The 17,043-nt window shown below is 72.0% G+C and carries 16 protein-coding genes; 10 read left to right on the top strand and 6 right to left on the bottom strand.

Features of this window, described 5'->3' with window-relative positions:
- The first annotated feature begins 86 nt into the window (after window positions 1–86).
- Complete coding sequence (locus ACIBN2_RS21125; RefSeq protein ID WP_399136125.1) at window positions 87–653, top strand: TetR family transcriptional regulator; 567 nt, start codon at window positions 87–89, stop codon at window positions 651–653.
- On the opposite strand, the gene ACIBN2_RS21120 is transcribed toward ACIBN2_RS21125, so the two are convergent.
- Window positions 623–1,654, bottom strand: coding sequence for a ScbA/BarX family gamma-butyrolactone biosynthesis protein (locus ACIBN2_RS21120; protein WP_399136123.1), 1,032 nt, complete (start codon window positions 1,652–1,654; stop codon window positions 623–625). The genes ACIBN2_RS21125 and ACIBN2_RS21120 overlap by 31 nt on opposite strands.
- 114 nt (window positions 1,655–1,768) lie before the next feature.
- On the opposite strand from ACIBN2_RS21120, the gene ACIBN2_RS21115 reads away from it, so the two are divergent.
- A complete protein-coding gene (locus tag ACIBN2_RS21115; RefSeq protein WP_399136122.1) occupies window positions 1,769–2,431 on the top strand; it encodes a ScbR family autoregulator-binding transcription factor in 663 nt (220 codons plus the stop codon).
- A 13-nt stretch (window positions 2,432–2,444) separates the two neighbouring features.
- Here the strand turns inward: ACIBN2_RS21115 and ACIBN2_RS21110 are convergent, their stop codons facing one another.
- Together ACIBN2_RS21110 and ACIBN2_RS21105 are read right to left on the bottom strand one after the other, a co-directional pair.
- Window positions 2,445–4,163 (bottom strand): IclR family transcriptional regulator C-terminal domain-containing protein, encoded by a 1,719-nt coding sequence (locus tag ACIBN2_RS21110; protein WP_399136120.1) that lies wholly within the window; start codon window positions 4,161–4,163, stop codon window positions 2,445–2,447.
- A 67-nt stretch (window positions 4,164–4,230) separates the two neighbouring features.
- Window positions 4,231–5,508 (bottom strand): M6 family metalloprotease domain-containing protein, encoded by a 1,278-nt coding sequence (locus ACIBN2_RS21105; RefSeq protein WP_399136118.1) that lies wholly within the window; start codon window positions 5,506–5,508, stop codon window positions 4,231–4,233.
- A gap of 270 nt (window positions 5,509–5,778) precedes the next feature.
- On the opposite strand from ACIBN2_RS21105, the gene ACIBN2_RS21100 reads away from it, so the two are divergent.
- Entirely contained in the window at window positions 5,779–6,432 is a 654-nt protein-coding gene (locus ACIBN2_RS21100; protein ID WP_399136116.1) for a TetR/AcrR family transcriptional regulator, read from the top strand.
- Window positions 6,433–6,544: 112 nt separating this feature from the next.
- Entirely contained in the window at window positions 6,545–8,086 is a 1,542-nt protein-coding gene (locus tag ACIBN2_RS21095) for an MFS transporter (protein WP_399136115.1), read from the top strand.
- A gap of 108 nt (window positions 8,087–8,194) precedes the next feature.
- Here ACIBN2_RS21095 and ACIBN2_RS21090 read toward each other — a convergent pair whose 3' ends face one another.
- Window positions 8,195–8,725, bottom strand: a complete 531-nt coding sequence (locus ACIBN2_RS21090; RefSeq protein WP_399136113.1) for a MarR family winged helix-turn-helix transcriptional regulator — start codon at window positions 8,723–8,725, stop codon at window positions 8,195–8,197.
- Between the two features lie 106 nt (window positions 8,726–8,831).
- Here ACIBN2_RS21090 and ACIBN2_RS21085 point away from each other — a divergent pair, with 106 nt between their 5' ends.
- Window positions 8,832–9,623: a dioxygenase gene (locus tag ACIBN2_RS21085; protein ID WP_399136111.1), complete on the top strand. Its 792-nt coding sequence runs from the start codon at window positions 8,832–8,834 to the stop codon at window positions 9,621–9,623.
- Window positions 9,624–9,637: 14 nt separating this feature from the next.
- On the opposite strand, the gene ACIBN2_RS21080 is transcribed toward ACIBN2_RS21085, so the two are convergent.
- Window positions 9,638–10,156, bottom strand: coding sequence for a GNAT family N-acetyltransferase (locus ACIBN2_RS21080; RefSeq protein ID WP_399136109.1), 519 nt, complete (start codon window positions 10,154–10,156; stop codon window positions 9,638–9,640).
- 194 nt (window positions 10,157–10,350) lie between these two features.
- Between ACIBN2_RS21080 and ACIBN2_RS21075 the strand changes: the two genes are divergently transcribed.
- Complete coding sequence (locus ACIBN2_RS21075; RefSeq protein WP_399136107.1) at window positions 10,351–11,346, top strand: RNA polymerase sigma factor RpoD/SigA; 996 nt, start codon at window positions 10,351–10,353, stop codon at window positions 11,344–11,346.
- A 365-nt stretch (window positions 11,347–11,711) separates the two neighbouring features.
- Complete coding sequence (locus ACIBN2_RS21070) at window positions 11,712–12,419, top strand: TetR/AcrR family transcriptional regulator (RefSeq protein WP_399136105.1); 708 nt, start codon at window positions 11,712–11,714, stop codon at window positions 12,417–12,419.
- Window positions 12,420–12,482: 63 nt separating this feature from the next.
- Here the strand turns inward: ACIBN2_RS21070 and ACIBN2_RS21065 are convergent, their stop codons facing one another.
- On the bottom strand, window positions 12,483–13,448 hold the full coding sequence (locus ACIBN2_RS21065; RefSeq protein ID WP_399136103.1) for a helix-turn-helix transcriptional regulator: 966 nt from the start codon (window positions 13,446–13,448) through the stop codon (window positions 12,483–12,485).
- Between the two features lie 95 nt (window positions 13,449–13,543).
- Here ACIBN2_RS21065 and ACIBN2_RS21060 point away from each other — a divergent pair, with 95 nt between their 5' ends.
- The 3 genes from ACIBN2_RS21060 (at window position 13,544) to pfkB (ending at window position 17,016) form a co-directional block, all read left to right on the top strand.
- Complete coding sequence (locus ACIBN2_RS21060) at window positions 13,544–15,058, top strand: MFS transporter (RefSeq protein WP_399136101.1); 1,515 nt, start codon at window positions 13,544–13,546, stop codon at window positions 15,056–15,058.
- Between the two features lie 252 nt (window positions 15,059–15,310).
- Window positions 15,311–16,072 carry a DeoR/GlpR family DNA-binding transcription regulator gene (locus ACIBN2_RS21055; RefSeq protein ID WP_399136099.1) on the top strand — a complete coding sequence of 254 codons (762 nt, stop codon included), beginning with the start codon at window positions 15,311–15,313 and terminating at the stop codon, window positions 16,070–16,072.
- Window positions 16,069–17,016 carry a 1-phosphofructokinase gene (gene pfkB / locus ACIBN2_RS21050; protein WP_399136097.1) on the top strand — a complete coding sequence of 316 codons (948 nt, stop codon included), beginning with the start codon at window positions 16,069–16,071 and terminating at the stop codon, window positions 17,014–17,016. Before ACIBN2_RS21055 ends, pfkB begins: the two co-directional genes overlap by 4 nt.
- Window positions 17,017–17,043: the final 27 nt, after the last annotated feature.

Raw genomic sequence — 17,043 nt, 5'->3', positions numbered from 1 at the left:
TCCGGTACCAAAAAAGTGCGTTCAAGAAGGTATTGTTTTGAGAACCTGGCCGCCCCCACCTCCCGCTACGACCGAAGGGACGCACGATGGCGAAGCAGGCGCGCTCGCTCCGCACTCATGAGCTGGTCCTCGACGCCGCTGCGGCCGAGTTCGTCCGCCATGGCTACCCGCGCGCCAACCTGCAGCACGTGGCCGCGCGCACCGGACTGACCAAGGGCGCGCTCTACGGCCACTTCGCCTCCAAGGAGCACCTGGCCCGGGCTCTGACCAGCCACCTCGACGAGGTGGCGGCCGAGATCCTCGCCCGGCACGCGGACGCGGACCTCCCGGCGCGCGAGCGGCTGCGCGCCCTGTGCTGCGAACTGGCCGGACGCGTCGAGTCGGACGTGCGCTTCAACGCGGCGCTGCGGCTGGTGCTGGACGAGGCTCCCACGGCACCCGAACCCCCCGGGCTGCTGGCGGACCTGCGTGCCCTGGGCGAGGAGCCGACAACGGCCTCGCTGGCCGACCTCGCCGCCGTGATCCTGGTGGGTGCCTACTGCACGGCGCCCGATCTGGAGCGGCGGGGTCTGGCCGAGCGGGTGTGCGAGTTGTGGGACGCGGCTTCGGCGGGGGAGGGCGGTCAGGCCGTCAGCGAGACGGCGGCGCGGTGAGCCACGGCCGCCCATGTGGTGCGGCAGGTGGCGAGCGGGGTGTCACCCTGCACGGCGTCCAGGGTGAGGCGTGTCCGGCCGGTGCCGGGGTCCGGGACGCGCTCGCGGACCACCAGGTCGATGGGCTGGTCCAGCTCGCCGAAGGCCAGGCAGTCGGCCTCCATGCCGAGCAGGGTGTGGCCGGTGCCGGGGACCGGGCCGCCGGGGTGCAGCAGCAGGTGGCCGAGCTGGCGGAAGCCCTCCAGAGTGACCATCAGCGGCACGTGGTCGCTGGGGTGGTCGAAGAAGATCGGGTGCTCCACGTCGATGAGCAACTGCCAGGGCCCCTCGGTGCGTTCGCGCACCAGCACGCTGTCCTTGGCGCGCAGCCGGCCCACCGCGGAGGGGTGCACCCGCTGCAGCGTGCGGGGAGCCGGTCCGGTCACCGCCACGCCGCGCGGCTTGGCGCCCCGGCCGCGCAGCATCGCGTACCGCTTGTCGTCCACGGCGACGACGTGCAGCGCACCGCGGCCGCAGGCGCGGCCGCCCACGGTGAGGACGACCTCGAGACGCATGCCGAAGCGGTGCGGCGGGCGGTTGCCGACCCACATCCACTGTGCTTCGAGCACCAGGGGGGCGGGCTCACCGCCGACGCGCAGGGCGGACGGGTCGGTGATCTCGAACTCCGACCCGAAGCCGATGAACCGGTGGGTGAGCGGGACGCCGTAGTGGGCGTGGGCGAGGTAGACCAGTGCCTGGCGGATCGTCTCCATGAACAGCAGCGGGTCGCTGGTGCCGTCCGTGCCGGGGGAGTAGAGGGCGTGGTCGCGCGGCCACTGGGCGGCGACCAGGAAGCTGTGCTCGCCCGTGCGGACCGCGTCGGTGAGGAAGACCTCGGCGATGGCGGCGCGGTGCACCATGTGCCGCGGGACGGCCTGCAGATAGCTGAGAGGCAGCTTCCCGGACAGGACGGAGCCGCCGGAAACGGCCGTGGTGACAGGTATGACGGCAGGCTGATGCATGGTCTGAACCCCCAGTGAATGCATTCACGCAGACAGCAACATCGGCACGAGGCTTCCGCTCATCGAGCCGCGACTTACAATACATTCTCGAAGGTATATTTCAAGGAACAAAGGATGGACGCCATGGCCGTGGAACGCAGCGCCTCCAGGTCCCGGCCTGCCCGGGACTCCGCCCCCCGCCACCGGGACACGGGCCTGAAGCAGGAGCGTGCCGTACGCACCCGCGGGCAGGTGCTCGACGCGGCGGCAAAGGCGTTCGCCACCAAGGGCTTTCCCGCGGTGACCGTGCAGGACGTGGCCGAACTCGCGGGTGTGACCAAGGGGGCGGTCTACTTCCACTTCGCCAACAAGGAGGCGCTCGCCCAGGCGGTGGCCGATGAGTTCTACCACCTGCTCGGCGTCATCGGGCAGGAGGTGGAGGAGGGCGAACTGCCGCCGCTGCGGGCGGTGTCGGAGCTGCTGGAGCGCACCGCCGTCGCCTTCCGCGACGACACCATGGTCCAGGCGGGCGCCCGCCTCCAGATCGAACGCTCGCTGATCGGCGCCGAGATGCCCATGCCCTATCTCGGCTACACCGAGTCCCTCACCGCCTGGCTGCGCCAGGCCCGGACCGAGGGACACCTCCCCGCCGGCGCCTCGCCGGAGGCCACGGCCCGCGTCCTGGTCTCGGCCTTCTTCGGTGCCCAGCACATCTCCTGGGTCCTCGACGACCGTGCGGACATCGCGGACCGGGTGCAGGAGATCCTCGCAGCGGTGGTGCCGCCGGCGGCGGCGTAGCTCCGGGTGGCGGTCAGGACACCGGCACCCGGGTGAACCGCCCCGCCACCCGCAGATCCCCCTCGATCCGGTCCGCCGCGGCGCGCAGCTCCGGCAGGATGTCCCGCTCGCATTCCTCGACGGTGTGGCGGGCCGCGTGCATGGCCACGTTCAGTGCGGCGACCACCCGGCCCCCGCGGCCGTGGACCGGGACCGCGATCGAGCGCAGGCCCTCCTCCAGTTCCTCGTCGACGAGGGAGTGGCCCCGGGTGCGTACGTCGTCGAGGAGGCGGGCGAGCGCGTCCGGGTCGGTCAGGGTGTGCGGGGTGAACGGGCGCAGGGTGAGGGGGAGGGGGCGGTCGGCCAGGGGCAGGTCCGCCAGCAGGACGCGGCCCATCGACGTCGCGTACGCCGGCAGCCGCGTGCCGAGTGTGATGTTCACGCTCATGATGCGGCTCGTGGCGACCCGCGCCGTGTACTGGATGTCGTCCCCCGACAGCACCGCGAGCGAGGCCGACTCGTGGACGCGTCCGGCGAGTTCGGCCAGGTGCGGGGCCGCGATCTCGGGCAGGGAGGTACGGGACAGGGGCGGAAAGCCGAGCGCGAGGACACGCGGGGTCAGTTCGAAGACGCGGCCCCGCGCGCGCACCAGCCCCAGGTGCTCGTACGTGATCAGCGCCCGGCGGGCCGTCGCGCGGGCCAGACCCGTCGCCCTCGCGACCTCCGTCAGGGTCAGTCCGGCGCGTCCCTCGCCGAACGACGTCAGCACGGTCAGGCCGCGTGCCAGGGATTCCACGAACTCCCGGCCCAGTTCCTGCTTCGACGCCCCGGTCCAGGCCGCGAGCCCCATGGGCGCGGCGGCCGGCTGCGCGGGCGGCACCTCGCGCAGGTCGTCCTCCATGGCCCGCACCGCCTCGCGCAGCCGCGGCAGCAGCGTGTCGCGCAGGCCCGCCGCCGTGTGCCGGCTGGTGTGGCTCACCACGTTCGCCGCGCACACGATCCGTCCCGTCCGCGGATCCCGCACCGGCACCGACACGGCGACCAGCCCCGGTTCGATCAACTGGTCGTCCAGCGCCCAGCCGTCCGCGGCCGCCGCCGCGCATCGCCGCTCGAACTCCCCGTCGGCGAAGCCGTGTTGAAGAGGCGGTACGGCGGGGAAGGCCCGGTTCTCCGGGTCCGCCGACCGGCGCTTCCGCCACGCCCGCCACTCCTGCTGCGTCCACAGCGTCGCGAACAGCGGGCCCGGCGCGGTGCGTTCGGCCGGGAGCAGGTCGCCGATGCGGAAGCTGAGGGACATCGCGCGGCGGCGGGTGGCCTGGTGGATGAAGCGGATGCCGTCGCGGTCGGCGACCGCCAGCGACACCGACTCGTCCAGCTCGTCGGCGAGGGCGTCGGCGCGCGCGTCGAGCAGCGCGGGCAGGCGCAGGGCGGAGAGGTAGGCGTTGCCCAGTTCCATCAGGCGGGGAGCCAGCACCACGTCCCGGCCGTCGAGGCGGACGTAGCCCATGCGGGCGAGGGTGGCGGCGATCCGGTCGACGGTGGAGCGGGCGAGGCCCGTGGCTCGTTCGAGCCCGCTCGGGCTCAGCGTCCCGCCCGCCTCGGTCAGCCGCAGCAGCACGGCGATCCCGCGGACGAGGGGCGTGACCGCCTCGGCCGGTACGGCGGCGGATGAGGCGGCCGGGTCCGCGGCGGAGGAATCAGCCGGTACGGCCGAGGACGCGGCGTCGGCGTCCGTCGTGGGCTTCGCGGGCATCGGATCTCCGGTACGGCGGTCGGGGCACGCCCACGGTAGTGCGCGGACCGGCCCTCGCACTCCCGGCCTACCCCCTCACCACCTGCACCCGGTAGCTCCCCGGCCGGCCGGTCCCCATGACCGTGATCCGGATGTGCCGCCTGGGGTCCTTGAAGGTCTCGCCCGGGGTGAAGGGGGCGTCCGAGAGTTCCGCCTGGACGTTGGGGCTGCGGGTGCAGCCGCCGCTGTCGCGCCGGGCGTCGAACACCTTGACCGGGCCCATGCCGGTGTCCACCCGGGAGTCGACCTTGTAGATCAGGACGCCCGGCCGGCACACGGCCGCGTCGTTGCCCGCGTGGACGCGCACCTCGACGGCATAGACCGTCCGGGGGCTGACGGGCACGAAGACCAGCTTCGGGCCCCCGGGGCGCTCCAGGGGCGTCAGCGTGTACTCCGTCGTGCCGGTGGCCGCCGCGCAGCTCACCTGGGAGGCGTCCAGCCAGCCGAGTTTCCACTTGTGCCAGCCGAGCAGATCGTTGTCGGCCCCCCAGTCCTCGCTCATGATGTCCCAGTGCCCGACCGCGCCCCCGCCCTCCTGGGTGTAGAGGTCGGGCAGGCCGAAGACATGGCCGTTCTCGTGCGGCAGCACCCGGTAGCCGGTGCTGGCGTAGTTGCCGGAGCCGTCGTCCTGGCGGGAGTAGACGAAGGAGGCGTTGGCGACCGGGACGCCGTCGGCGACCGGGGCGTCCGCGTTGCCCGCGAAGGTCACCGACAGGACCGTGTCCAGGGCGGACGGGCCGGCGTTGGGCGTCACCAGCACGTTCAGGAAGTCGTACTCGCGGAAGTCCACCTGCGGGTCGGCGGCGCTCACGATGTCCTGGACGAGCTGGCGGTAGCCCTCGTCGAAGGGGGCGCCGCGTTCTATGTCGTACGCCTTGAACGGCTTCGGCATGCGCAGCCAGTGCGGGATCGGGGTCTCGGGGCGGTAGTCGAGGCGGCCGTAGGAGGCGGTGCGGAACCACTGCCGGGTCCTGGGGAAGAACTCGTGGAAGCGGTCGAGGGCGCTGCCCGGGCCGGGTGCGTCGGAGAAGTCGACCATCAGGGTCAGGGCATGGACGGTGCCGGTGGAGCGGGAGTAGCCGGTGCCGGTCGGTACGCCCTCCGAGAGCTGGACGGTGCGGCCGCCGTCGATCATGCAGGGGCCGAGCTTCGCGGTGCGGGCCGGCGCGACCGGTCCCGCTCCGGCCGCCGTGGAGCGTGCCGCCGGACGCCCGCTGCCCGCCGAGGTGACGACCGTGAGGATCAGGGCGGCCACGGTCGCGAGGGCTGCCGCGCGGCGGGGCCGTATCCGACGGCTGAGCTGCATGCGCGGGCCCTTCGTCCTGGCAGCCGCCGGTCTCAGGCTGCGCCCTTTCGATCACCCTGATTCGGGGGCTGCGCGGGCGCTCGCTGGATGGGCCGAACGTGGGGCGTCCGGACGAGGAGGGGGCTCGAAACGGAGATGTGACCCAGGTCACAGAAATTCTCTGCAGGGTCGGGAAATAACCGGGGAACCTCTCCCCGTTTAACCATGCGTACGAGCGAAACGGGGACTGGCTCCCCGGATCGCCACGATCACCGAACCGAGGAGTACGCCGTGCAGACCGCGACCCCCCTGCAGCGGAAGGTGACCCGGCCGCGCGCCGACGCCCTGCGCAACCGGGAGCGGATCGTCGCCGCCGCCCGCGAGATGTTCACCGAGTTCGGCCCCGACGTGCCGCTCGACGAGATCGCCCGCCGGGCCGGTGTCGGCAACGCCACGGTGTACCGCAACTTCCCCGACCGCGACGCACTCGTCCGCGAGGTCGTCTGCTCCGTCATGGACCGCACGGCCGAGGCGGCCGAGTTCGCGCTCGCGGAGACCGGGGACGCCTTCGAGGCACTGGAGCGCTTCGTGCACACCGCCGCCGACGAGCGGATCAGCGCCCTGTGCCCGATGATCCAGACCACCTTCGACCAGAACCACCCCGACCTGGAAGCGGCGCGCGAGCGCTGCGAGCAGCTCGTGGCGGAGCTCATGGACCGCGCCAAGCGGGCCGGCCGGCTGCGCCCCGATGTCGGGGTCGGCGACCTGATGATCGTCGTGGCGCAGCTCAGCCGGCCCCCGGCCGGCACGGACTGCGTCGTCAACGACCGCTTCGTACACCGCCACCTGCAGCTGTTCCTGGACGGACTACGGGCCCCGGCCCCATCCGTCCTGCCGGGCGCACCCGTCACCGTGGAGGATCTCCGCCGGCCCTGCACCGATTAGTTCAGGACTCCCAGCGAGTCGACACTCACGAAACTCACCGGCCGTCTCGGTAGGCGAGCCGTCCCCGTAAGACACCTTTTTTCCGTCACGAAGTCCCGAAGTGGGTACTCCCATGTCTGAAACAGCCTCAAAGGCTCGCGGACCGGTCGAGCAGACCGGTGACGCCAACCGCTGGAAAGCGCTCGTCTTCATAGCGCTCGCGCAGCTGATGGTCGTGCTCGACGCGACCATCGTGAACATCGCCCTGCCCTCCGCCCAGGCCGACCTGGGCATCTCGGACGGCAACCGGCAGTGGGTCGTCACGGCCTACGCCCTCGCCTTCGGCGGCCTGCTCCTGTTCGGCGGCCGGATCGCCGACCTGTGGGGCCGCAAGCGCGCCTTCGTCATCGGCCTGGCCGGCTTCGCAGCCGCCTCCGCGCTGGGCGGAGCGGCCCAGTCCGGCGCCATGATGTTCGGTGCCCGCGCCCTCCAGGGCGTCTTCGGCGCCATGCTCGCGCCCGCCGCGCTCTCCCTGCTCGCCGTGATGTTCACGGACGCCAAGGAGCGCGCCAAGGCGTTCGGCATCTACGGCGCGATCGCCGGTGGCGGCGGCGCCGTCGGCTTCATCCTCGGCGGCGTGCTCACCGAGTACCTGGACTGGCGCTGGACGTTCTTCGTGAACATCCCCTTCGCCATCGTCGCCGCGCTCGGCGCGTACTTCGTCATCCGCGAGCCGGAGGGCGGCCGCAACCGCAACCCGCTCGACATCCCCGGCGTGCTGCTCTCCACCCTCGGCCTGGTCTCGCTCGTCTACGGCTTCACCCGCGCCGAGTCCGACGGCTGGGGCGACTCCCTGACGATCGGCCTGTTCATCGCCTCCGCGGTGCTGCTGGCGGCGTTCGTCGTCACCGAGGCCAAGGTCAAGGCTCCGCTGCTGCCCCTGCGTGTGGTCACCGACCGCAACCGCGGCGGCATCTACCTCTCGCTCGGCATCGCCATCATCGCGATGTTCGGCACGTTCCTCTTCCTGACCTACTACCTGCAGGTCATCAACGGATACTCGCCGATCAAGACGGGCTTCGCCTTCCTGCCGATGATCGCGGGCATGATGATCGGCTCGACCCAGATCGGCGCCCGGCTGATGACCCGGGTCCCGGCCCGGGCGCTGATGGGCCCCGGCTTCCTGGTCGCCGCCGTCGGCATGCTGCTGATGACGCAGCTGGAGATCGGCTCGTCGTACGCCTCGACGATCCTGCCGGCGATGCTGCTGCTGGGTCTCGGCATGGGTACGGCGTTCATGCCGGCCATGTCCCTGGCCACCCTGGGCGTCGAGCCCCGTGACGCCGGTGTCGCCTCCGCGATGGTCAACACCTCGCAGCAGGTGGGCGGTGCGATCGGTACGGCTCTGCTGAACACGATCGCCGCGTCCGCGACGGCGGCGTACATCAAGGACCACGTCGCCGGCGCGACCTCCAAGTCGCAAGCGCAGCTGGTCCAGATGCAGGGCGCGGTGCACGGCTACACCAACGCGATCTGGATCGCGGTCGGCATGCTGGTGCTCGCCGCCGCGATCGTCCTGACCCTCGTCAACGCCGGTACCCCGGGCGCGAGCACCGTGACCGGTTCCGCGGACGAGATCGAGGACGAGCTGGCCGTGCCGGTGGTCGCCCACTGACCCAGGCCTGCCCGGCCGTACCCCTTCGGAACCACCCGTACGCGAGAGGAAGGGGACGCCTCCCGCGTACGGCCCCCAGGATCTGCCCTGGTCTGCTGAGTGAGCGGCTCAGCGGAGCCAGGGCAGATCTGCGCCCGCATCGCCGGGCTCGAGACCCTCGGCGACGATCTGCATGATCTCGCCGAGGGTCTTCAGCTGCTCGGGGGCGAGCCGCTCGAACACCGCCTGCCGTACGGCCGCGACATGGCCCGGCGCGGTGCGGGCCAGCACCTCGGCGCCCGCGTCCGTCAGCACCGCGAACTGGCCCCGCTTGTCGGAGGGGCAGTCCTCGCGCCGCACCCAGCCGTTCTTCTCCAGGCGTGCGATCGCGTGCGAGAGCCGGGAGCGGGTGATCTTCGACTTCATCGCCAGCTCGGTCATCCGCAGCCGCTGCCGCGGGGCCTCGGCGAGCCCGACCAGCAGCCCGTAGTAGATGTGCGGCATGCCCGCGTCCCGCTGGAGCTGGCGGTCGAGGTGGTCCTCGAGGAGTGTGGTGGCGTGCAGGTACGAACGCCAGATGCGCTGCTCGTCGTCACTGAGCCAGCGGGACCTGCCGGAGGGCGCTTCCTGAGCCGGTGCGGATGCGGGTGCCGTGTTCATGCATCCACTGTAACCAGGCTCTCCTTGAAACTTAAACAAACGGAGCGTAGGCTCTGCCGTAGAAAGTTTTAGAGTTCAAGCAATTGCTCCGGAGGGAGTCGCCGTCATGTCCGCCGCCACTCAGGAGCGCATGCCCGCCCTCTATCTCAGCCACGGCGCCCCGCCGCTCGCGGACGACCCGGTCTGGCCCGGTGAGCTCGCGGCCTGGTCCGCCGGCCTGCCCCGCCCCAAGGCGATCCTGATGGTCTCCGCCCACTGGGAGGAGGCTCCCCTCGCACTGGGCGCGGTGGAGACGGTCCCGCTCGTCTACGACTTCTGGGGCTTCCCCGAGCACTACTACCGGGTGACGTACGGGGCGCCGGGCGCCCCCGAACTCGCCGCGTCCGTACGGAAACTGCTGCGCGCCGCCGGTACGCCCGTGCAGGACATCCCGGACCGGGGGCTGGACCACGGCGCCTACGTTCCGCTCGTCGAGATGTTCCCGGCCGCCGACATCCCGGTCCTGCAGATCTCCATGCCGACCCTGGACCCGGTGAAGCTGATGGAGATCGGCCGCAGGCTCGCTCCGCTGCGCGACGAGGGCGTGCTGATCGTCGGCTCCGGCTTCTTCACCCACAACCTGGCCGCGCTGCGCCATGTGGGCGCCGGAGTGCCGGGCTGGTCGGCCGAGTTCGACGACTGGGGCCACCGCATGCTGGACGACGGCGACGTGGACGCGCTGCTCGACTTCCTGCACAAGTCGCCGGCCGGCCGGCTCGCCCACCCGCGCACCGAGCACTTCGCCCCGCTCTTCGTGACGATGGGCGCCGCGGACGCGGCCGGTGAGCTGGACGCGCAGAAGTCGGTGATCGACGGGTTCTGGATGGGGCTCGCGAAGCGGTCGGTGCAGTTCGGCTGAGACCGCTCGCGGTCCTACAGCTCCTTCTCGTACCAGGCCACGTCCCAGTACCGCCCGAACTTGCGGCCCACCTCGCGGTGGGTGCCGAGATGGCGGAATCCGAAGCGTTCGTGCAGCCGCGTGGACGCTTCGTTGGGCTGTGCGATGCCCGCGTAGGCGCGGTGCAGGTCTTCGCCCGCGAGGGTCTCGAAGAGCGCCTTGTACAGCAGCGTGCCGATGCCGCGGCGGCCCGCGTGCGGGGCGACGTAGACGGTGACCTCCACCGAGGTCCGGTAGGCGGGCTTGGTGCGATAAGGGCTGGATGTGGCGTAGCCCAGAATTTCCTGTGTGTCACCGTCCGTGGCAACCATCAGGCGGTACGGGCCGTCTTCAGGGTGGGAGAGCAGCCACGGGCGGCGCTCCTCGGAAGTGAAGACGGCGGTGTCGAAAGTGATGGGCGTCTCACGCACGTAGTGGTTGTAGATGTCGGTGAGGGCCTCGAGGTCCGCTTCGGCTCCTGGCCTGACCTGCACCTCTGAATGCTTCGACGCCACCGGGCCTCCTCCTGTGGCCGGACAGGGTACTGCATGATCAGAAAAATGAGGGGCCGGGTTGGGAATTCTGTCCGGATTCCAGTCGTTGTTTCCTACGGATGCAGGGCACCCGAGAAAGGTGCTCAGAGGTACTCGACGGCGAGTGCCCGCGTCCGAAGGACCACCCGCCAGCCCACCATCGAAAGGGAGCACGCATGGCAACCCGTGCCGTCGCCCGTCGTCAGTCCGCCACCGGCGGGACTGGCGCGGCAAGCAGTGTTCGCGCCCGCGCCGGCGAGATCGCCGACCGTGACCTGGTCGGGATGTATCTCGACGAGATAGCGCGCACACCGCTGCTCGACGCCGCCAAGGAGGTCGAGCTGTCCCAGGTCATCGAGGCGGGTGTGTTCGCGCGACAGGTTCTCGACGGGTTCGAGGAGTCCCAGGCCGAGGCCACCCGTGAGGAGCTCGAGGCCCTGGTCGCCGAAGGAGAGCGGGCCAAGGACATCTTCATCCGCTCCAACCTCCGCCTGGTCGTGGCCGTGGCCCGCCGTTACCCCCGTAGCGGCCTGCCCCTGCTCGACCTGATCCAGGAGGGCAACGCCGGCCTGGTGCGCGCGGTCGAGAAGTTCGACTACCGCAAGGGCTTCAAGTTCTCCACGTACGCGACGTGGTGGATCCGTCAGGCCATCACCCGCTCGATAGCGGACCAGTCGCGCACCATCCGCCTGCCCGTCCACCTGGTGGAGGAGCTGGGCCGGATCCGCCGTGTGCAGCGGGAGTTCAACCGCGAGCACGGCCGCGACCCGGAGCACGCGGAGATCGCCGCCGAGCTCGGCTCGAACGCGGACCGGGTGACCGACGTCCTGGACTGGGCCCGCGACCCGGTCTCGCTGAACATGCCGGTGGACGACGAGGGCGAGACCCAGTTCGGCGACCTGCTCGAGGACAGCTCGGCGGTCTCGCCTGAGCAGTCCGTGCTGACGCTGCTGCGCAGCGAGGAGCTGGACCACCTCATCGGCCGCCTCGACCCGCGCACGGCCTCCATCATCAAGATGCGCTACGGCATCGACGACGGCCGCGAGCGCACGCTGACGGAGGTCGGCAAGGAACACGGCCTCACCCGCGAGCGGATCCGCCAGATCGAGAAGCACGCTCTGCTGGAGCTGAAGAAGCTGGCGCGCGACACCGGCTTCGAAGCGGTGGCCTGAGGCCATGCGGGGGCGCTTGCGGCTGTCGGAGCGCCGGGCGGCGTACTACGCCCGGCGCCGCGCACGCCCGGTGGCGGAAGACCGCGCAAACATGGCGCTGTAACGCCGCTTCAAGTGTAGGAACCAAGGGAAAAAGACTTCTGGGCACAGGAGTTCGGCCCGGGCCCATCCCCCTGAACCGCGTCCCGACGCACATCCCCCCCGGCGCCGGGACTTTCCCAGAGCCGGGCTTCGGCGCCTTCCCCCCGGGTGCCGAGGCCCGGCTCCTCTTGTGCGGGCATGCTGGTGGGCGGGGCACCCCGGACCTGAACCCCGGGGTGGCCCGCCGGATGGCAGATTGTGCCACAGCGGCATAGCCTGCCGGTGTGAGCAGCCCCACCCCCGCACCGAACTCCCGCTCCGCCCCGGCGGCGCAGACCTCCCTCACCGAGCGGCGCAAGGCCGCGACCCGTATGGAGATCGCCCGGGCGGCCGCGGGACTGTTCGTCAGACAGGGGCTGCGCGCCACTCGCGCCGAGGACATCGCCCAGGCGGCCGGGATCGCCCCGCGCACCTTCTACCGCTACTTCGCGTCGAAGGAGGAGGCCATCGCGCCCCTCTACGCGGCAGGCGCCCGGCGCTGGACGGAAGCGGTCGCCGGGGCCCCGGACGGGCTGCCCCTCCCCCAGGTCCTGGAGCACGCGGCACGGCACACCCTGACGCCGGGCGCGGGAGTCTCCGTGGCCTCCTGGGAACTGGTCCGCACCCTGATCCGCCTGACCGACACCAGCCCCGCGCTGGCCAAGGTGTGGGCGGAGGTCTGCCACGACGCGGAGGCGGAGCTGGCCGAGGCGCTGACGGAGCGGGTCGCGGCGGACGGGTCCGACAACGTTGGCGAGGAGGCGGCCGGCGCCAAGAGCTCCTCGGCGCTGCGCTTCGCCGCGGCCGTCGCCGGCGCGGCCGTACGCGTGGCCGTCGAGAGCTGGGCGGCCGGCACGGCCCCGGCGAGCGGACCGGAGGGACCGGCGACCCTGGCACTGCGCAACCTGGCGGCACTGCGGGCGTTCCCGTGGACGGAGCTCGTGGGGGAGTAGCGACGGCGGGTCCGGTAGGGGTGTGGTGCGGGCGGGTCCGGTGGGGCGTGGTGCCGGCGGGGCTCAGTCGCCCGCCGCCCGCGTCAGGCGGTCGCCCAACTCCCGTACGCAATCGACCAGTTCCACCGGCCGGCGGACCGTGAAGTCGAAGCCCAGCAGGGCGAGCCGGGCCGCCAGCCACTCCACCGCGTCGCCGGTCCGCCCGCGCAGCCGGCAGGCGCCGTCGTCCAGAGGCTCGGGAGCGCCGAGCCACGACGGGACCCGGGCAGCGACCGCCTCCGCGCTCGCGGCGAACGTCACCTCGAAGTCGTACGACTCCTGATGCCGCTGCATCGAACGCCGCAGATACTCCGCCGCGTCGCCGGTCGGCAGTTCCCGTGGGGCGAACCGCGCGCCGGTCGCGAAGGGCTCGCTCACCCGGTCGACGCGGAACGTGCGCCAGTCGCCGCGGTCGAGGTCGTAGGCGACGAGATACCAGCGGCGCCCGGTCGAGACGAGCCGGTGGGGCTCCGTCAGACGGCGCGACTCGGTGCCGTCGCCGGCCCGGTAGGCGAACCGCAGCCGCTCCCGGCCGGCGACCGTGGACGCCATCACGGTCAGTGTCTCGGGTGCGATGCTCGCGCCGTCCCCGCTGGTCAGCGGTGTGGTCGCGGCCTGAAGGGTGGAGACGCGGTGGCGCAGGCGCGAGGGCAGCACCTGCTCCAGCTTGGCCAGGGCCCGTACGGACGCCTCGTCCACGCCCTCCAGGGCGTGTCCGGCGCCCGCCCGCAGTCCGACCGCGATCGCCACCGCCTCCTCGTCGTCGAGCACGAGCGGCGGCATCGCCTTGCCCGCGACCAGCCGGTAGCCGCCGTCGGAGCCCATGGTCGCCTGCACCGGATAGCCCAGCTCACGCAGCCGGTCGACATCGCGCCGCACGGTGCGCCGGGACACCCCGAGCCGGTCGGCGAGCTCGCCGCCGGGCCATTCGCGCGGGGTCTGCAGAAGGGAGAGGAGCTGGAGGAGCCGGGCCGGGGTGTCGGTCGTCATGGGGTCTCCTCCGTCGTCGGTTGTGCCGTGCCGATTTCGAGGATGGTGCCTCACTAGGACATGACCTGTCCTACTGGGGCCGTAACTTCAAATGCATGACCTCCACCGAAATCCTTGGGGAAAGCCCCGCCGGCACGACGGACCGCCGCCGCTGGTTCGCTCTCGCCATCGTGATGACCGCGGCCTTCATGGACCTGGTCGACGTCACGATCGTCAACATCGCGATCCCGTCCATCCAGCGCGACGCCGGGGCGTCCGTCAGCCAGATCCAGTGGATCACCGCCGGCTACGCGCTCGCGTTCGCCGCCGGTCTGATCACCGGTGGGCGGCTCGGCGACATCCACGGCCGCAAACGGCTGTTCCTCATAGGGATCGGAGGCTTCACGCTCGCGTCGGCGCTGTGCGGCTTCGCCGCGAACCCGGAGATGCTGGTCGCCTCCCGCATCCTGCAGGGTGCGATGGCGGCGATGATGGTGCCGCAGGTCCTGTCGATCGTGCACACCACCTTCCCGGCGCACGAACGGGGCAAGGTGTTCGGCCTGTTCGGCGCGATCGTGGGGCTGGGGGCGGTCTCGGGTCCGCTGCTCGGCGCGCTGCTGACGGAGTGGAACCTGTTCGGCCTCCAGTGGCGGCCGATCTTCCTCATCAACCTGCCGGTCGGCGTCGCGGCCCTCGTCCTGGGCAGCCGCTACATCACCGAGTCGAAGGCCCCAAAGGCGCTGAAGCTGGACCTGGTCGGCGTCGTCCTGGTCACCCTCGGCTTGACGATGCTGCTCTACCCCCTGACCCGGGGGCGTGAGCTGGGCTGGCCGCTGTGGGGCTACGCCTCGATGGCCGGCGCGCTCGCCGTCTTTGCGGCCCTGGTGATGTACGAGCGGCGCAAGGCGGTCCGGGACGGCTCGCCGCTGGTCGAGCTCTCCCTGTTCCGCGTGAAGAGCTTCGCGGCGGGTATCGCCGTCCAGACCGTCTTCGGGGTCGCGCTCGGTGTGTTCTTCCTGGTGTGGACGCTGTACATGCAGATCGGCCTGGGCTGGAGCCCGCTGCGGGCGGGGCTGACCGGTGTGCCGTTCTCGATCGCGGTCTCCACGGCGGCGGGCCTGTCCGTGCAGCAGCTGGTGCCGCGCTTCGGCCGCCGGGTGCTTCAGGCGGGCGCGCTGCTGATGGCGGCGGGCGTCCTGCTCTACATCTGGGAGTCCGGCCGCTACGGCACCTCGATCGCATCCTGGCAGATGGCGCTGCCGCTGGTCGTCATGGGCGTCGGCATGGGCCTGATCGTCGCCCCGCTGACGGACGCGGTGCTGTCGGAGGTCCCGCGTGAGCACGCCGGGTCGGCGTCGGGGCTCATCAACACCGTGCAGCAGATGGGCAATGCGCTCGGACTCGGGCTCGTGTCGGTGGTGTTCTTCGGCGAGATCGGCGACCGCCTGACGCGGGCCCAGGTGGGGCCGGCCTTCGTGAACGCCTTCCAGCACGCGCTGGGCTGGGTCGCGGGCGTCATGGGCGCGATCTTCCTGCTGATGTTCGCCCTGCCGAAGCGGTCCGCGCAGCATGCGGAGGGGAGCGAGGCGGCCGGTCCGGTGGAGGAGAAGGCGCCCGCGCTCGTCTCCTGACCACGGCGGGGGAAAGGGCCCGGCACCTGGGGTGCCGGGCCCTTCCGTGTGCGCGGACCGCGCCGGCGGTCGCGGGGTGCCGAAGCCCTGCCGGAGCCCTGCCCTGCCCTAGCCCTGCCGTAGCCCTTGTCGTTGCCGGACTGAATGCCCGTTCATGCCCGTTCATGCCCGAACCTGTTTACATTCCAGAAATCCGGGCGTAGCCTCCCGACTGAAACCACAAGTTCGGGCACAGGTCGGAGGCGAACGGACATGTACGCACCGGAGCGGCAGCAGGAGATCCTCCGGCTCGCCCGTGACGGCGGCAGGGTGGACGTGGTGTCGCTGGCCGAGGAGTTCCAGGTGACCGCGGAGACGATCCGCCGGGACCTGAAGGCCCTCGACCGCGCGGGGCTCGTCCGCAGGGTGCACGGCGGTGCCATACCGGTCGGGCGCCTCGACTTCGAGCCGGACCTCGCCGAGCGCGAGGGCACGGCCGCCGACGAGAAGGACCGGATCGCCAAGGCCGCCGTAGGGGAGCTGCCCGTCGAAGGCACGATGATCCTCGACGCCGGCTCCACCGTGGCGCGCCTGGCGGCCGCCATCCCCCTGGAGTCCTCGCTCACCGTCGTCACCCACAGCCTGCCGATCGCGGCCCGCCTCGCGGACCACCCCGGCATCCAGCTCCACCTCGTCGGCGGCCGGGTACGGCACCGTACGCGCGCCGCCGTCGACGCCTGGGCGCTGCGGGCGTACGGCGAGATCCGGGCGGACGTGCTGTTCGTGGCGGCCAACGGCTACTCCGCCGACCACGGCCTGACCACCCCCGACCTCGCCGAGGCCGCGGTGAAGCGCGCGGCCCTCGCCGCGGCCCGCCGCGTCGTGCTGCTCGCCGACTCCTCCAAGCACGGCCAGGAGCACTTCGCCCGCTTCGGCGACCTGAGCGACGTGGACCTCCTGATCACCGACAGCGGGCTGAGCCCGCAGGACGCCACCGCCATCGAGCGCGGCGGCACGGAAGTAGTGCGCGCATGATCCTCACCGTCACCCCCAACCCGTCCCTGGACCGTACGTACGAGGTCCCCTCGCTGGAGCGCGGCGAGGTCGTCCGCGCCACCGGCGAGCGGGTGGACCCGGGCGGCAAGGGCGTCAACGTCTCGCGCGCCGTCGCGGCCGCCGGGCAGCGCACGGTCGCGGTCCTGCCGCTGGGCGGCGCGCCGGGCGCGCTCGTCGCCGACCTGCTCGACGCGCAGGGCATCGAGGTCGCGCCGGTGCCGGTCGCCGGGGCCACCCGCTCCAACATCGCGCTCGCGGAGGCCGACGGCGTCCTGACGAAGATCAACGCGCCGGGGCCGGAGCTGTCCGCCGAGGAGCAGGAGCTGCTGCTGGAGACGGTGCGCACGCAGTCCCGCGACGCGGCCTGGATCGCCTGCTGCGGCAGCCTGCCGCGCGGGCTCGCCCCCGCCTGGTACGCCGACCTGGTCGCGCGGGCGCACGCCGCCGGCGTCCGGATCGCGCTGGACACCTCCGGCCCCGCTCTGCTCGAGGCGCTGCGCGAGCGGCCCGACGTGGTGAAGCCCAACGCCGAGGAGCTCGCGGAGGCCGTCGGGCGACCGCTGGCGACCGTCGGCGACGCGGTGAAGGCGGCCGAGGAGCTGCGGACGATGGGCGCGCGCGCCGTCCTCGCCAGCCTGGGCGCCGACGGGCAGCTGCTCGTGGACGAAGCGGGCGCCTGGTTCGCCGGCGCGCGCGTGGACACCGTCCGCAGCAACGTCGGCGCCGGCGACTCCTCGCTGGCCGGCTTCCTGATCGCGGGCGGCAGCGGCCCGGAGGCCCTCGCCTCAGCGGTGGCGCACGGCGCGGCGGCCGTCCAGCTGCCGGGCAGCGTGATGCCGACCCCGGCCGACCTGGACCCCTCGGCGGTGACGGTCACGTCCGACGTGCCCGTCGACCGCGTACTCGAGGAGCCGGTGTCATGACCCTTCGCACGGACTCCGCGCCCACCC

It is taken from the genome of Streptomyces sp. NPDC050534 (assembly GCF_044457745.1).
Classification (GTDB): Bacteria; Actinomycetota; Actinomycetes; order Streptomycetales; family Streptomycetaceae; genus Streptomyces.
This window is presented reverse-complemented; position numbering and strand designations above follow the sequence as displayed.

Coding starts and splice junctions, on each gene's coding strand:
- ACIBN2_RS21125 (WP_399136125.1), top strand. CDS start 87: ATGGCGAAGCAGGCGCGCTCGCTCCGCACTCATGAGCTGGTCCTCGAC.
- ACIBN2_RS21120 (WP_399136123.1), bottom strand. CDS start 1,654: ATGCATCAGCCTGCCGTCATACCTGTCACCACGGCCGTTTCCGGCGGC.
- ACIBN2_RS21115 (WP_399136122.1), top strand. CDS start 1,769: ATGGACGCCATGGCCGTGGAACGCAGCGCCTCCAGGTCCCGGCCTGCC.
- ACIBN2_RS21110 (WP_399136120.1), bottom strand. CDS start 4,163: ATGCCCGCGAAGCCCACGACGGACGCCGACGCCGCGTCCTCGGCCGTA.
- ACIBN2_RS21105 (WP_399136118.1), bottom strand. CDS start 5,508: ATGCAGCTCAGCCGTCGGATACGGCCCCGCCGCGCGGCAGCCCTCGCG.
- ACIBN2_RS21095 (WP_399136115.1), top strand. CDS start 6,545: ATGTCTGAAACAGCCTCAAAGGCTCGCGGACCGGTCGAGCAGACCGGT.
- ACIBN2_RS21090 (WP_399136113.1), bottom strand. CDS start 8,725: ATGAACACGGCACCCGCATCCGCACCGGCTCAGGAAGCGCCCTCCGGC.
- ACIBN2_RS21085 (WP_399136111.1), top strand. CDS start 8,832: ATGTCCGCCGCCACTCAGGAGCGCATGCCCGCCCTCTATCTCAGCCAC.
- ACIBN2_RS21075 (WP_399136107.1), top strand. CDS start 10,351: ATGGCAACCCGTGCCGTCGCCCGTCGTCAGTCCGCCACCGGCGGGACT.
- ACIBN2_RS21065 (WP_399136103.1), bottom strand. CDS start 13,448: ATGACGACCGACACCCCGGCCCGGCTCCTCCAGCTCCTCTCCCTTCTG.
- ACIBN2_RS21060 (WP_399136101.1), top strand. CDS start 13,544: ATGACCTCCACCGAAATCCTTGGGGAAAGCCCCGCCGGCACGACGGAC.
- ACIBN2_RS21055 (WP_399136099.1), top strand. CDS start 15,311: ATGTACGCACCGGAGCGGCAGCAGGAGATCCTCCGGCTCGCCCGTGAC.
- pfkB (WP_399136097.1), top strand. CDS start 16,069: ATGATCCTCACCGTCACCCCCAACCCGTCCCTGGACCGTACGTACGAG.